13 protein-coding genes are annotated in these 13,316 nt (G+C 61.1%); 11 read left to right on the top strand and 2 right to left on the bottom strand.

Features of this window, described 5'->3' with window-relative positions; translation table 11 throughout:
* The 7 genes from CRO46_RS02340 (at position 1) to CRO46_RS02310 (ending at position 7,141) form a co-directional block, all read left to right on the top strand.
* Positions 1-735, top strand: coding sequence for a c-type cytochrome (locus CRO46_RS02340; RefSeq protein WP_244577744.1), 735 nt, complete (start codon positions 1-3; stop codon positions 733-735).
* A gap of 28 nt (positions 736-763) precedes the next feature.
* On the top strand, positions 764-2,038 hold the full coding sequence (locus CRO46_RS02335) for an NAD(P)/FAD-dependent oxidoreductase (protein ID WP_097104650.1): 1,275 nt from the start codon (positions 764-766) through the stop codon (positions 2,036-2,038).
* Positions 2,039-2,202: 164 nt separating this feature from the next.
* Positions 2,203-3,003, top strand: a complete 801-nt coding sequence (gene modA / locus CRO46_RS02330; RefSeq protein WP_097104648.1) for a molybdate ABC transporter substrate-binding protein — start codon at positions 2,203-2,205, stop codon at positions 3,001-3,003.
* A complete protein-coding gene (modB, locus tag CRO46_RS02325; protein WP_097104647.1) occupies positions 2,996-3,694 on the top strand; it encodes a molybdate ABC transporter permease subunit in 699 nt (232 codons plus the stop codon). The genes modA and modB overlap by 8 nt, the downstream gene beginning before the upstream one ends.
* Positions 3,691-4,779: a molybdenum ABC transporter ATP-binding protein gene (modC, locus tag CRO46_RS02320; protein ID WP_097104646.1), complete on the top strand. Its 1,089-nt coding sequence runs from the start codon at positions 3,691-3,693 to the stop codon at positions 4,777-4,779. The genes modB and modC overlap by 4 nt, the downstream gene beginning before the upstream one ends.
* A 514-nt stretch (positions 4,780-5,293) precedes the next feature.
* Entirely contained in the window at positions 5,294-6,001 is a 708-nt protein-coding gene (locus tag CRO46_RS02315) for a DUF1045 domain-containing protein (RefSeq protein WP_097104644.1), read from the top strand.
* Entirely contained in the window at positions 6,002-7,141 is a 1,140-nt protein-coding gene (locus CRO46_RS02310) for an alpha-D-ribose 1-methylphosphonate 5-triphosphate diphosphatase (protein ID WP_097104642.1), read from the top strand.
* Positions 7,142-7,213: 72 nt separating this feature from the next.
* Here the strand turns inward: CRO46_RS02310 and CRO46_RS20250 are convergent, their stop codons facing one another.
* Positions 7,214-7,342 carry a hypothetical protein gene (locus CRO46_RS20250; RefSeq protein ID WP_280176257.1) on the bottom strand — a complete coding sequence of 43 codons (129 nt, stop codon included), beginning with the start codon at positions 7,340-7,342 and terminating at the stop codon, positions 7,214-7,216.
* A gap of 361 nt (positions 7,343-7,703) precedes the next feature.
* Between CRO46_RS20250 and CRO46_RS02305 the strand changes: the two genes are divergently transcribed.
* From CRO46_RS02305 to CRO46_RS02295, 3 genes are all read left to right on the top strand, one after another.
* Positions 7,704-9,614: a methyl-accepting chemotaxis protein gene (locus tag CRO46_RS02305; protein ID WP_179758920.1), complete on the top strand. Its 1,911-nt coding sequence runs from the start codon at positions 7,704-7,706 to the stop codon at positions 9,612-9,614.
* Positions 9,615-9,679: 65 nt separating this feature from the next.
* Positions 9,680-10,267 carry a hypothetical protein gene (locus CRO46_RS02300; protein WP_097104638.1) on the top strand — a complete coding sequence of 196 codons (588 nt, stop codon included), beginning with the start codon at positions 9,680-9,682 and terminating at the stop codon, positions 10,265-10,267.
* A gap of 213 nt (positions 10,268-10,480) precedes the next feature.
* Complete coding sequence (locus tag CRO46_RS02295; RefSeq protein WP_179758919.1) at positions 10,481-11,305, top strand: metallophosphoesterase; 825 nt, start codon at positions 10,481-10,483, stop codon at positions 11,303-11,305.
* A 36-nt stretch (positions 11,306-11,341) separates the two neighbouring features.
* On the opposite strand, the gene CRO46_RS02290 is transcribed toward CRO46_RS02295, so the two are convergent.
* Positions 11,342-11,746 (bottom strand): rhodanese-like domain-containing protein, encoded by a 405-nt coding sequence (locus tag CRO46_RS02290; protein ID WP_097104635.1) that lies wholly within the window; start codon positions 11,744-11,746, stop codon positions 11,342-11,344.
* Between the two features lie 136 nt (positions 11,747-11,882).
* Between CRO46_RS02290 and CRO46_RS02285 the strand changes: the two genes are divergently transcribed.
* Positions 11,883-13,154: an NAD(P)/FAD-dependent oxidoreductase gene (locus tag CRO46_RS02285; protein WP_097104633.1), complete on the top strand. Its 1,272-nt coding sequence runs from the start codon at positions 11,883-11,885 to the stop codon at positions 13,152-13,154.
* The last annotated feature ends 162 nt before the right edge of the window (positions 13,155-13,316 follow it).

Raw genomic sequence — 13,316 nt, 5'->3', positions numbered from 1 at the left:
ATGCTTGATCAAGGCAGGCACCACGGGCGCATCAAGATGCTATGCCTGCTGGTGCCTGCCTTTTTTGCCGGCATGGCCGGCCCGTTCGGAGCTTCAGCGGCGACGGGCTCCGAAAAGCTGTTCGACCCGTGTGCGACGTGTCACGACCTCGGCAAGGGTGCCAGACACGGGGTCGGCCCGCATCTCGACCGGCTGTTTGGCCGTGTGGCGGGAAGCCTCGAGGATTTCCGCTATTCGGAAAGCATGCGCGCGGCCGGAGCCGCCGGGCTGGTCTGGACCGCGGAAACACTCGATAAGTATCTCGAAAAGCCACGTGACTTCATCAAGGGCAACCGGATGGTCTATCGTGGCATGGAAGATGCCGATGACCGGCAGGCGCTGATCTCCTGGCTTGAAACCGCAAGCGAGCAGGAGCCCGCCTCCGCTTCGGCGGCCGGGGAGGTGTCCACTTCCAGCCAGGTCAGAGACCTTGCTGATGCCGTGCTGCAGATGAAAGGCGATCCCGAATATGGCGAGTATCTCGCCGGTGATTGCGTGACCTGTCACCAGGCGTCCGGCAAAACGGCTGGCATACCGCCGATCGTCGGGCTGCCGAAGGATTACTTCGTTACGGCCCTGTTTGAGTACAGCACCGGTGTGCGGCCAAATGACGTCATGAAATTGCGCGTCGCAAACCTTTCCCATGAGGAGATCGCGGCGCTGGCGGCCTATTTCAGTTCGCTGGATCCGCAATGAACTGCAACCTGCAACCCGGGAGGAAATCATGGCAGGGCTGACACGACGCCAATTCGGACTTTTCACGGGAGCCAGTGCTGCGGCGCTGTCGCTTCCGACCTACCTTCGCGCCCAGGGCAAGCCGCGGGTGGTGGTAATCGGAGGCGGAGCCGGCGGGGCCACAGCTGCGCGCTACATCGCCAAGGATTCCGACGGCGCCATTGATGTGACGCTCATCGAGAATTCCGACAATTACACCACATGCTTCTACTCAAATCTTTATGTCGGCGGTTTCCGCAGCTTTGAATCGATCACCCACAGCTATGATACGCTGCAATCGAGCTACGGGATTACCAAAGTCACCGGCATGGCGACCGCGGTCGACCGCGAGAACAAGGTGGTGACAATGGCGGATGGCGCGACCGTGCCCTATGACCGGCTGGTTGTTGCACCCGGCATTGATCTGATCTGGGATTCGGTCGAAGGCTATTCGGAGGAACTCTCGCAGAAAGCGCCGCATGCCTGGAAAGCCGGCGAGCAGACAAAGTTGCTGAAAGCCGGACTGGATGCGATCGAAAACGGCCAGCAGATCCTGATGGTGGCGCCGCCAAATCCCTACCGATGCCCGCCCGGTCCCTATGAGCGGGCCTCGATGATGGCGCATGTGCTGAAGTCCAAAGGGTTGATGGACGCCAAGGTGATCATCCTCGACCCGAAGCCGAAATTCTCGAAGCAGGGTGTGTTCCAGGAAGGCTGGGAGAAGCATTATCCGGGCATGATCGAGTGGTACGGGCCGGACGTGCATGGCGGCATCGAGAGCGTCGACGTGGCAGCCGGAACAGTCGAAACCGGGCTGGATACGTTCAAGGGCGCATTCATGAACATCATACCTGCGCAGAAGGCCGGCGAGATCGCGGGCAGCGCCGGGCTGACCGACGACAGCGGATTTTGCCCGATCGAGGCCGAGAGCATGCGCTCGTCCATGGACGAGGCGATCTTCGTGATCGGCGACGCCTGTATTGCCGGCGACATGCCGAAATCCGGCTTCTCCGCCAACAGCCAGGCCAAGGTAGCGGCGATGACGATCCGCGGCGATCTGGTCGACGCAAAAGTGTTTCCGGCGAAATATGCCAATACCTGCTGGAGCCTGATTGAAACCGACGACAGCATCAAGGTCGGCGCCCAATACGCGCCCGGTGATGGCAAGATCGCTTCGACGCAGAGCTTCGTCAGCCAGATGGACGAGGACGCAGCACTTCGCAAGGCCAATTACGAGGAATCGGTCGGCTGGTACGAGGGCATAACGGAGGACATGTTCGGCTGACGAATCCCACTACAGCCGGGGGCGGTCGCTGAAACCGCATGGCGCGCCCCCGCTCTCAGCTCGTCGCTGGCGGCAGGTTTGCGGCAGCCTACAGGGTTGCCATTGCCATGAGCGGGTGCGCGCTGGTATCTCCATGAAGGTGTAACGCGTCTGGAGCCAGTTTGATGGCGGTCTCGAAATTCCGGTTTCCGGCACGGCTTCTGGCCTGGGCCCTGGCTCTGGCAAGTCTCATGACACCGGTCGCGGTGCGTGCCGCAGACGTGCTGGTGTTCGCCGCATCGAGCCTGAAAACCGCACTGGATGAGGTGGCGGCCGACTGGCGGGATCAGACCGGCAAGACGGTGACCATCTCCTATGCCGGAAGCTCCAGCCTGGCGCGGCAGATCGGGCAGGGCGCCCCGGCGGATATCTTCATTTCCGCCTCGGCTGACTGGATGGATTATCTAGAGGCTGAAGGCCTCATCCGCGACGGCACGCGAACCGACTTGCTTGGCAATCGTCTGGTGCTGATTGCGCACGGGGCCTGGGTTGCACGGATAGAGCTTGACCGAGACACGGATCTTGGCGGCATGCTCGGTGACGAGCGCCTGGCCATGGCGCTCGTCGACTCCGTGCCTGCCGGGGTCTACGGCAAAGAGGCGCTGATGAGCCTCGGGCATTGGGAAGCCGTTTCATCCAAAGTGGCGCAAACCGACAATGTGCGCGCCGCGCTGGCGCTGGTATCGACGGGCGAAGCGCCGTTCGGGATCGTCTATGCCAGCGATGCGGTGGCCGATGACAGCGTCAGCGTGGTGGCCGAATTCAGCAAAGATACCCACGCCCCGATCGTCTATCCGGCTGCCCTGACGGCGCAATCCAAGTCCATGGAAGCTGCAGACTTCCTCGAGGCGCTGAACGGCCCGAAAGCGGCCGAAATCTTCAGAGCGCAGGGCTTCGAACCGCTATCCGGGCAGGGCGATGGCTGACTGGCTCACTCCGGAACAGTGGAGCGCTGTGGTGTTGTCGCTCAAGGTGTCGTTCTGGGCCACGCTGCTCAGCCTGCCGCTGGGGCTGGCAGTGGCCTTTGTGCTGGCGCGCTACGAGTTCTGGGGCAAGCAGGCGCTCAACGGTCTTGTTCACCTGCCGCTAATCCTGCCACCGGTGGTCACCGGCTACCTGCTGCTGTTGACATTTGGCCGCCGCGGCGCCGTCGGCCAATTCCTGGAACAGAGTTTCGGGCTGGTGTTCGCGTTCCGCTGGACCGGGGCGGCTCTGGCAGCGGCGGTGATGGCGTTTCCGCTGATGGTGCGCGCCATCCGGCTGGCGATCGAGGCGGTCGATCCTAAGCTAGAACAGGCGGCCTCGACGCTGGGGGCATCGCGGGCCTGGGTGTTTGCCACAGTCACACTGCCGCTGATCCTGCCGGGCGTGATAGCCGGGGCGATCCTGGCCTTTGCCAAGGCAATGGGCGAGTTCGGGGCGACGATTACCTTCGTTTCCAACATTCCCGGGCAAACCCAGACTTTGCCGTCGGCGATCTACAGCTTCCTGCAGGTACCCGGCGGTGACGCGCAGGCGATGCAGCTGGTGCTGATCGCGGTGGCGATCGCGCTGCTGGCGCTGGTGCTGTCGGAATGGCTGGGGCGAGCGGTGGCGCGAAGGATCGCGGGATCATGAGTCTCTCTGTCCGTTTCGCCCACCGCTTCGAGAATTTTGCGCTCGATGTGGCCTTCGAAGCGCCACCCGGGGTGACGGCGTTGTTCGGGCGGTCCGGCTCCGGCAAGACGACGGTGGTCAACGCGGTGGCCGGTTTGCTGAGACCCGATGGCGGCCACATAAAGTTTGATGAGACAGTCCTGTTTGATGCCGGACGGAAGATCTTGGTCCCGGTGCACAAGCGGCGGCTAGGCTATGTGTTTCAGGAAGGGCGACTGTTTCCACATTTGAGCGTGCGTCAGAACCTCACTTACGGGCGTTGGTTTGCGCCGCGCGGGACAGCGACGGATTTCGATCGCGTGGTGGAGATGCTCGGCATCGGCGACCTTCTCGGACGGCAACCGGCGCGCCTTTCGGGGGGCGAAAAGCAGCGTGTGGCCATCGGGCGTGCGCTTCTGGCAAATCCGCGGTTGCTCCTGATGGATGAACCACTCGCGGCGCTGGACGAAGACCGCAAGGCGGAAATCCTGCCCTATCTCGAGCGGTTGGGTGATGAAGCCGGAATTCCGCTGCTCTATGTCAGCCATTCCATTGCCGAGGTGGCGCGGCTGGCGACCACGCTTGTGTTGATGGAGAACGGGCAGGTGATCCGTTCGGGACCTCTGGTGGAGATGCTGTCCGATCCCGAAAATGTCCCCGCCCTGGGCGTGCGCTCCGCCGGTGCATCGCTGCATGCACGTGTGGCAGCACAGGAAGAGGATGGCCTGACCCGGCTGGATGCATCAGCCGGTCCATTGTATCTGCCGCATGTCGATGCGCCCATCGGGGCCCAATTGTCGATCCGGATCCTGGCGCAGGACGTGATCCTGTCGCGGTCCCGGCCGGAGGGGTTATCGGCACTCAACGTGCTGCCGGCGACGGTGACTGCGCTTCGTCTCGGAGACGGGCCGGGCGCGGTCATCCAGCTCAGGGCGGGCGAGGATCTGCTCCTGGCACGCATTACCCGGCGTTCGGCGCAGGCGCTCGAACTGGCGCCGGGGGCTGACTGTTTCGCAATCATCAAGTCAGTCGCCGTCGCGCAATCGGATGTCGGCGGTGCTTTCTAGAATGATGGCAGTCGAATGCTGTCCATGCGGGAGTCTGCTCACCGAAAAAGGATGACATGAAACTCGCCACCGGGGACGACCGGTTTTATCGCTTTATGCTTTGCTGAGGGTTCATTGTCCGCCTTAACGGCTCGCCAACGCCATCTCCGCTATCCGGCCGCGTCTCACCATGAGCAGGAAGACCGTGTTCCGGGGCCCTTAAAAAATCGGCGAGTGTGCAAGCCCGGTGAGGATGGTTTCCAGTTCTGATTCAGCTCTTTGTCGTTGTTTTGCGCGTCTTGCCGATGTTTGTCATCCAGTCGCTCTGTCTCTGAGAAGCCAACACCCGCTCGGCGACAATCATCGAAGCCTTCGGTGCGTTCGCTATCGGTCTAAAGCTTCGGGAAGTGATGCGGACCAGTGCGGAGTAAGAGAATGTTACCTATATGGTGTCGCAAATCCTGATTGTGGTCTAAATTTTCGATACGATATCGTCGCGAATGCGTAATTCGCTGATCGGTAGGGGACAGGTTTGATGCGGTATGCCTTGTATTTTTCGCCTAGCCCGGGCGAGGATCTGGCCGAACTCGGCGCCAGCTGGATCGGACGTGACGCGGAGAGCGGCAGGCCGGTGGCGCATCCCGATCTTGACAGTCTTGGTGCGAGTGAACTCGCCGCGATGACAGGCCAAGCGCGGCGCTATGGTTTCCATGCAACGCTGAAGGCACCGTTTCGTCTGGCTCACGGGGTCACGGAAGCCGATCTGGTTGCGGGACTTGAGGATTTTGCATCGCAGAATTCTGGCTTCGAGATACCGTCGCTGGTGGTGGGGCGACTGCAGGGCTTTCTGGCGCTGGTGCCCGGCGAGGCCGCGCCTCAACTCGATGCATTTGCCAGCTCGGTCGTGGAAGCGTTCGAGCCGCTGCGCGCCGAGCTTTCCGAGCGGGACATTGAACGCCGCAACCCGGAGTCGCTGTCATCGACGCAGCGCAAACACCTGATGCGGTGGGGATATCCCTACGTCTTCGATCAGTTTCGCTTCCACATGACGCTGACGACACGGCTCAGCGAGCCGGACATCGGGCGCGCCGAAAAAGCCGCACGGATTCATTTTGCCCCGGCTCTGGCCGGGCCGGTTGCGGTTCGGGCGCTCAGCCTTTTCGTTGAACCCGAACCGGGCGCGCCCTTCGCCGTTCACAGCCGGGTACCACTGGCGCTCGGTCAGCACAGAAAGACTGCCTGAATGAGCTCCGAGACCGTTTTGACCAATGCACGGCTAGTGCTCGAAGACCGGATCGTGGAGGGAAGCCTGGTCGTCCGGGCCGGTGTCATTGCAGAGGTTGCAGACAGCCGGTCAACTGTGGGTGTGGACATGGATGGTGACTACATCTTGCCGGGACTGGTCGAGCTGCATACCGATCACTTGGAATCGCATTACTCGCCGCGTCCGGGGGTGCGCTGGAACGCCATCTCCGCCATTCAGTCGCACGATGCGCAGATTGCCTCCTCCGGAATCACCACGGTGTTCGACTGCCTTCGGCTGGGATCGGACACGGACGAAGGGTATCAGATCGGCGAAATACGCGCCGTTGCCGATGCCTTGGCGCAGGCGCGGGTGGAGAACCGGTTGCGCGCCGATCACCTGATTCATCTCCGGTGCGAAGTCTCCACCGCAAATGTGCTCGATCATTTCGCCGATTTCGAGACCGACACGCAGGTGCGGCTCGCCTCGCTGATGGATCACGCCCCGGGGCAGCGGCAGTTCCAGACCATGGAACAGTACACGCTTTACTTCAAGACCAAGCGCGGGCTGTCGGATGAGGATTTCGCCCGCTACGTGACACGGCGGCAGGAGGCATCGGCCCGTTATGCGGACGCCCACCGCAAAGCGCTCGCCAGCGCCTGTGCGCAACGCGGCATCACGGTTGCCAGCCATGATGATGCGACGCTCGACCATGTCGAGGAAGCCGTCAGCCATGGCGTCAGGCTGGCGGAATTCCCCACCAGTCTCGAGGCAGCGAAGGCTTCCCACAAGGCGGGCATGAGCGTGCTGATGGGCGCGCCGAACGTGGTACGGGGCGGTTCCCACTCGGGCAATATTGCCGCGACCGATCTGGCCCGGGCTGGTGTTCTGGACGTGTTGTCATCGGATTACATCCCCTTCAGCCTGATCCATGCTCCCTTCGTTCTGGCCGACGAGATCGACGAACTCGATCTGGCATCAGCGATCCGGCTGGTGACGGCCACGCCCGCGAAGACGGTCGGTCTCGATGACCGCGGAAGCCTCGTTGCCGGCAAGCGCGCGGACCTGGTCCGGGTCCGCCGCGAGAGCGGGGTTCCGGTGGTGCGGTCCGTCTGGCGGCAGGGCGAGCGGGTCGCCTGATGCAGGATTCCAAGCAAGGCTTGGCCCATGTGAGAGGGAAAAACCGCAGGCAGCCAGGGTATTAGCCCAGGCTCAAATCAATGACGTGCCGCAGACCGCACCGCCACCGAGGCGGTGCTTGATGGCAAGTGCATTTATTACATTGAGGGCATTACGATCCTGCATGTCGGGATCGCTAAGCGCCACAAGTGCTGAGGGCACCAATCGCTTCCTGTTCGCCTTCGCACACTGCTCAAAGACATAGTCCTGCAATTTGACGTCGGACAATCCCTGATAAGTGTCTTCAATCAGCGCGTCCTACAATCCGGCCGGCCTCATTCTGTGTCCATGATTGGGTCATGCGGCCCGAACGCATTTAGCCGCTGTGCGGCGAAGTAAGTGAGAATGTTCAGGAACAGTACATTTCTGAAAATATTCATTCCCTTAGAATTAAGGGTAAATAAACCAGTTGCGAACAGTCTGGGCCGATGAAGTTCAAGGCCAAGCGGCAGGCATGATTTCTGTCCACCCGCAATGATTGCACAGTTGGGAAATGGTTCATGCGATCTTGGAGGTGGGGTACATGGGATTCAATCTGGCCAAGGGCCTGGCTGCGAAGGTTGGCGGGTCTTCGCGCAGCATAACGCAGAAAATTGCTATTACAGTTATCCTGATCAACTTGTTTGGACTTGCTGTTACCAGCTTCGTCATCTCGCAAATGTCAGGCGCGAGCCAGATGGAAATGGCCGAGCGCAACTGGCTCAAAGATACTGCGCAGATCGGCTCCCAGGCCGCCGGCGGGGTGAAGTGGGGCAAGGTTGACGCCATCCGTTCAGCCTATGAGGTTTTCCGGAACGATCCGAAACTCGCACTTGTTGGCATGGCTGCCTTCAATCAGGCCGGCGAGCAGGTTGACATCTGGACGCGTTCGGAAACTCCAAATCCTTCTCTGGCGCAGGTGCTGGGTTCAGATCCCGGTGAACTGGCGCAGGCTCGTCTCGAAGAAAGTGCCGACACAGTAGTGATTTCTGCGCCCCTTCCGGCCGGAAAGGATGGCGTTTCCCTTGGACAGATCAAGACTGTCTGGTCGACTGCCGACATCGCGATGTCTGCGCGTGAATTTGCACTCAAGGCACTGGTGTCACAGGTTGCCGTGCTGATCGTGGCCGTGACCATCCTGTTGTTTGCCATGCGAAAATTCGTGGGCAGGCCGCTTGCCGATGTCAATCGGCGAATCGGGGAGCTTCAGGCCGGTGACATCACCGCGCCGATCCCGCATGCCGACAAGGGCGACGAGATCGGTGTTGTGTCACGGGCGCTGACGGTGTTTTGCGAAGCGGCGCAGATGAAACTGGATGCCGATGCCCAGATGGTGCGCCAGCGCGAACAGCTTGACGCGGAACGGCAGGCCAACATGAGCGAGACCGAGCGTTCGTCGCTGGTGCAGCGCAAGGTGGTCGAAGAGCTGGGGGCAGCGCTCGAAAAGCTGGCTTCCGGGGATTTGACGGCGCGTGTGCCTGACCTGGGCGGGGAATTCGCCGCGCTTCAGGACAACTTCAACCGAGCCCTGTCGGCGCTTGAACAGACCGTCGGCACCATCGACAGCGCCCAGCATGCCGTCAAGCAGGCTTCGGACAGCCTTGGCGCTTCCACCGACGAACTGGCAAGACGGACTGAACAGCAGGCCGCGGCGCTGGAGCAGACCGCGGCAGCGCTGGATGAAATCACCTCGACCGTGAAAGGCTCGTCCGAGCAGGCCACGGAAGCCGGGGATCTTGTCGGTTCGACCCGTGATGCCGCCACCTCTTCATCCGAGGTCGTTCGATCGGCGATCACAGCGATGGGCGGAATCGAGGAATCCTCCTCCCGGATCGCGCAGATTCTCAAGGTGATTGACGACATCGCTTTCCAAACCAATCTTCTCGCACTCAATGCCGGGGTCGAGGCCGCACGGGCCGGTGAGGCGGGCAAGGGCTTTGCCGTAGTAGCGCAGGAAGTCCGGGACCTGGCAGGTCGCTCCGCCAATGCCGCCAAGGAGATCAAGGTTCTGATTGAGGAAAGTGGCACCCAGGTCAGCAATGGCGTCGACCTGGTTAACAGGACCGGGCAATCGATCGAGCAAATCGAAAAACAGATTGTCGAAGTTGCCTTGAAGATCGATGCGATTTCGCGCGCATCTCGCGAACAATCCACGGGTCTTTCACAGGTCAACACGGCGATCAGCCAGATGGACACCATGACCCAGAAGAACGCGGCCATGGTTCAGGACAGCAACGCGTCGTCGCAGAAACTTGCCGGAGAGTGTCAGCGGCTGGCCGATGTGGTTACATCCTTCAAGTTGACGGCGCCTGCGTCGCATGCACGGGCCACGCAATCAGCGCCATTGCCTGAAACCCGGCAAACGCCTGCGCCGCGGGTCGTTGCCCAGCCACAGTACCAGACCCGTGGCAATGCGGCGCTCGCCCGGAGCACTGACAGCTGGGAGGAATTCTAAGTCTGTCGACCGTCACCAGAAACGGCCGTAAATGGTCGCGATCCACTTCAAACGAGGAGAAGCCCATGAAGACCAAGAATATTGCATCAGTCATGCTTGCAGCCTGCGTGCTCGCTCTTGCCCCTACCTCAGCCATGGCCGAAGGTGCCCATGTTGCGCCGGTGAAGGAATTCGTCAGCGAGAATATCGAAGGCTGGTTGACCGATCCGGTCGTTGTCAGCGCGATCAAGGAGCAGAATACAAAGACTGCCAGTCTTGACGCCGCTGCAATCGACAAGCTCGACAAGCAATGGCGTGCCCAGGCAACCGCAACCGACCAGCCTTTCGTCAGCGAGGTTCTGGCGCGTGAACTGTCGAAGTTCCTGATGGAGAAGAAGGACAGAAGCCAGGGCATGATTACGGAAATGTTCGTCATGGACGCCAAGGGCCTCAATGTCGGCCAGAGCGATGTGACCTCAGATTACTGGCAGGGTGACGAGGCCAAATGGCAGAAGACCTACGCTGAGGGCGCAGGCGTGGTGTTCGTCGACGAAGTGGAAGAAGATGAATCGACCCAGGCGCTGCAGTCGCAGGCCAGCCTGACCATCTCCGATCCCGAAACCGGTGAGCCCATCGGGGCGATCACTGTCGGCATCAACCTCGACATGCTGTAACCGCCGGTTTCCGGCCGGCTGTCCTGGCCTGCACACAAGGACAGAGACAGTCATCAACCGCACTTGTGCCGCGCCTGGTTTCCGTTTCGGGACCAGGCGCGGCGTTTTTCGTTTGCCATCGGGGCCTCGGCGGGGAAGTGTGCCAGATCAACGTGGCGCATGCCGGAAATGCGATCACGATTGTCACAGGCGGATTTGCAAGGGGAGGGCACAATGAAGCTGGTGCATATTTCTGACATCCACATCAATGCGGACCCGATCCTCGGCCTCGATTCCATCGCCAACTTCAAAAAATGCCTGGCCTATGTCGAAGCGCATCACCAAGATGCCGAGCGGGTTGTGATCACCGGGGATCTGACCCATTACGGGTTGGAGGAAAGCTACCACGAGTTGGCTCAGATCCTCGATGGCAGTTCGCTTAAGGGCAAGCTCGAACCACGCTTGATGATCGGCAACCATGACAACCGTGAGACGTTCGCTTCGGTCTTTCCCAGCGCCGTGCGCGACGATGCGGGCTTCGTTCAATGGACAGAGGAGACGCCTGCTGGCGTTTTTGTCTACATGGACACGGTCGATCAGGGGCGGCACAGCGGGCGCTATTGCGAACGGCGCATGGCCTGGCTGAAAGAGGTGCTGGATCAGGCGCGTAAGAGCGGACAGAGAGCCTATCTGTTCATGCATCACAATCCTGTGCGGGTGCATGTGGCCAATGCCGACATCGTCGGGCTGATCGATGAACGTGCATTTCAATCGCTGCTCCGCGAATACAAGGATACCGCTGCGCACGTTTTTTTCGGCCATTGCCATTACACGCTGAGCGGTTCGGTCTCCGGCGTGCCCTATTCGGCGCCACGCTCGACCAGCCATGTGTGCTGGCCGGAGTTTTCAGGTCAGATCAACCGGATGGGCTATGGCGATCTGGCGCCGAACTACAATGTCTGCTTTCTCGGTAACAACAGCACGGTGGTCCACTCGATCGATTTCCTCCAAGCCGAGAAGGTCAAGTGGAAGATCTACGAGGATCTCGAGTTCGTGTAATGCCAGGCGTCCCGTTTCCGAAAACGGTACGGTCCGCTACGGCTTGCGATCCGGCGGGAATTCGACCGGCCCGCCCTGCGCCTTCCAGGTCGAGAAGCCTTCCTTCAGGTGAGCCGCTTCGAAACCCATGTCATTGAGGGCCGCCGCCGTCAGCGCCGAACGCCAGCCCGAGGCGCAGTGGAAGACGAATTTCTTGTCCTGGCCGAAAATCTCCTTGAAATAAGGGCTTTGCGGATCGACCCAGAACTCCACCATGCCACGCGGACAGTGGAAGCTGCCGGGTATGTAGCCCGAGCGTTGCCGTTCGCGTACATCCCGCAGATCGACAATGACCACGTTCGGATCGTCCACCATCGCAATCGCTTCGGCGGTCTCGATCTCTTCGATCCGTGCCCTGGCTGCGGCAACGAGGTCTGCGACGGGGGTGATTGTTCTGGTCATGGTCTCGCCTGTCCGAACTGTGATCTGTCTCAACAGCATGATTGACGCATCTGGCGACCTGGTTCAACACTTGTGCCGCCAGCGGCGGTTCCAGGGTGGAACAGCCTGGCCAGTTCGGCAACCGGGGTCTGCAGCCATGCCACATTCATCGTCGCTGTCGCTGTGGGATGAGACCGCTGCTGAAGCTGACCTGGTGGCACCCCTGACAACGGATCTGGTGACCGATATCGCCGTGGTCGGGGGCGGATTTACCGGCCTGTCGACAGCCTTGCATGCAGCTCAGAATGGTCTCGACGTCTGCGTTTTGGAGGCCAGGCAGATCGGCTATGGCGGGTCGGGGCGCAATGTCGGGCTGGTCAATGCCGGGCTGTGGTTGCCGCCGCAGGACGTGCGGGCGCATTTCGGCGAGGAGCGCGGCGCCCGGCTGGTGGAGGTGCTTGGCAACGGCCCGGACTATGTGATGTCGCTGATCGAGACGCATCAGATCCGTTGTGAACTGACCCGAACCGGGACCATACACGCAGCGCACTCGCCGCGTGGCTACAGGGATCTCGCCCGGCGTGCGGAAGAGTGGCGCCGCCTGGGTGCCCCGGTCTCGCTGCTGACGCGGGAACAGGCCTGTGAAAGGATCGGCTCGGAAGCCTTTCACGGCGGCTTGCTTGACCAGCGGGCCGGCACCATCAATCCGATGGGCTATGTTCGTGGGCTGACGCGGGCCGCCAGGGCGGCGGGAGCCCGCATTCATACCGGAGCGAGGGTGCGCAGCCTGATCCGCGCCGGGGACGTCTGGCGGCTTGAAACCGCGAATAGCTGCGTCAGAGCCAGATCGGTGGTTCTGGCGACCAATGCCTATACCGACGGCTTGTGGCCGGGCCTGCGCGACAGTTTTGTGCCGATCAACTATTTCCAGGTTGCCACGATGCCGCTGGGGGAGCGAGTGGCTTCAATTCTGCCGGAACGGCAGGGGTTGTGGGATACGGGGAAGATCATGTTCTCCCTCAGGCGCGACGCGGCAGACCGGCTTGTCATCGGCTCCATGGGATCGGTGATCGGTGGCGAGAACGGCCTGTCGGAGCGCTGGGCTGCGCGGCAGCTCAAGCGCCTGTTCCCTCAACTCGGACCCGTGGCGTTCGAAACAAGCTGGCACGGGCAGATTGCGATGACCGCCGACCACATTCCGCGGATTCATCGCCTGGCTGATGGGGTCTATACACCGATCGGCTACAATGGCCGCGGCATAGCGCCGGGTACGATTTTCGGCAAGGCGATGGCCGAGCTGTTGGCGGGCGGCGACGAGAAAGATCTTCCGTTGCCGGTGACCGGTGTGAAGCCGGAGACGCTGCGCCGGGTGAAAGCCGGCTTTTACCAGACAGCCTTTTCAGCGAACCAGATTTTCAAGAGCATCTGAGCAGGGGCAACGGCTTCAGGAACTTCCGTGGAATAGTTTTACGTCATCTTCGCCCAAGGCATCGACATGACCGGAATTTTATGGTCCCGTCGCCACCATACCGGGCAGGTGCGCACGGGATGGCGCGAGGATCAGGCCGGGTAGCTCTGTTTTCGCCATCGG

Source organism: Parahoeflea halophila (assembly GCF_900220985.1).
Classification (GTDB): Bacteria; Pseudomonadota; Alphaproteobacteria; order Rhizobiales; family Rhizobiaceae; genus Hoeflea; species Hoeflea halophila.
This window is presented reverse-complemented; position numbering and strand designations above follow the sequence as displayed.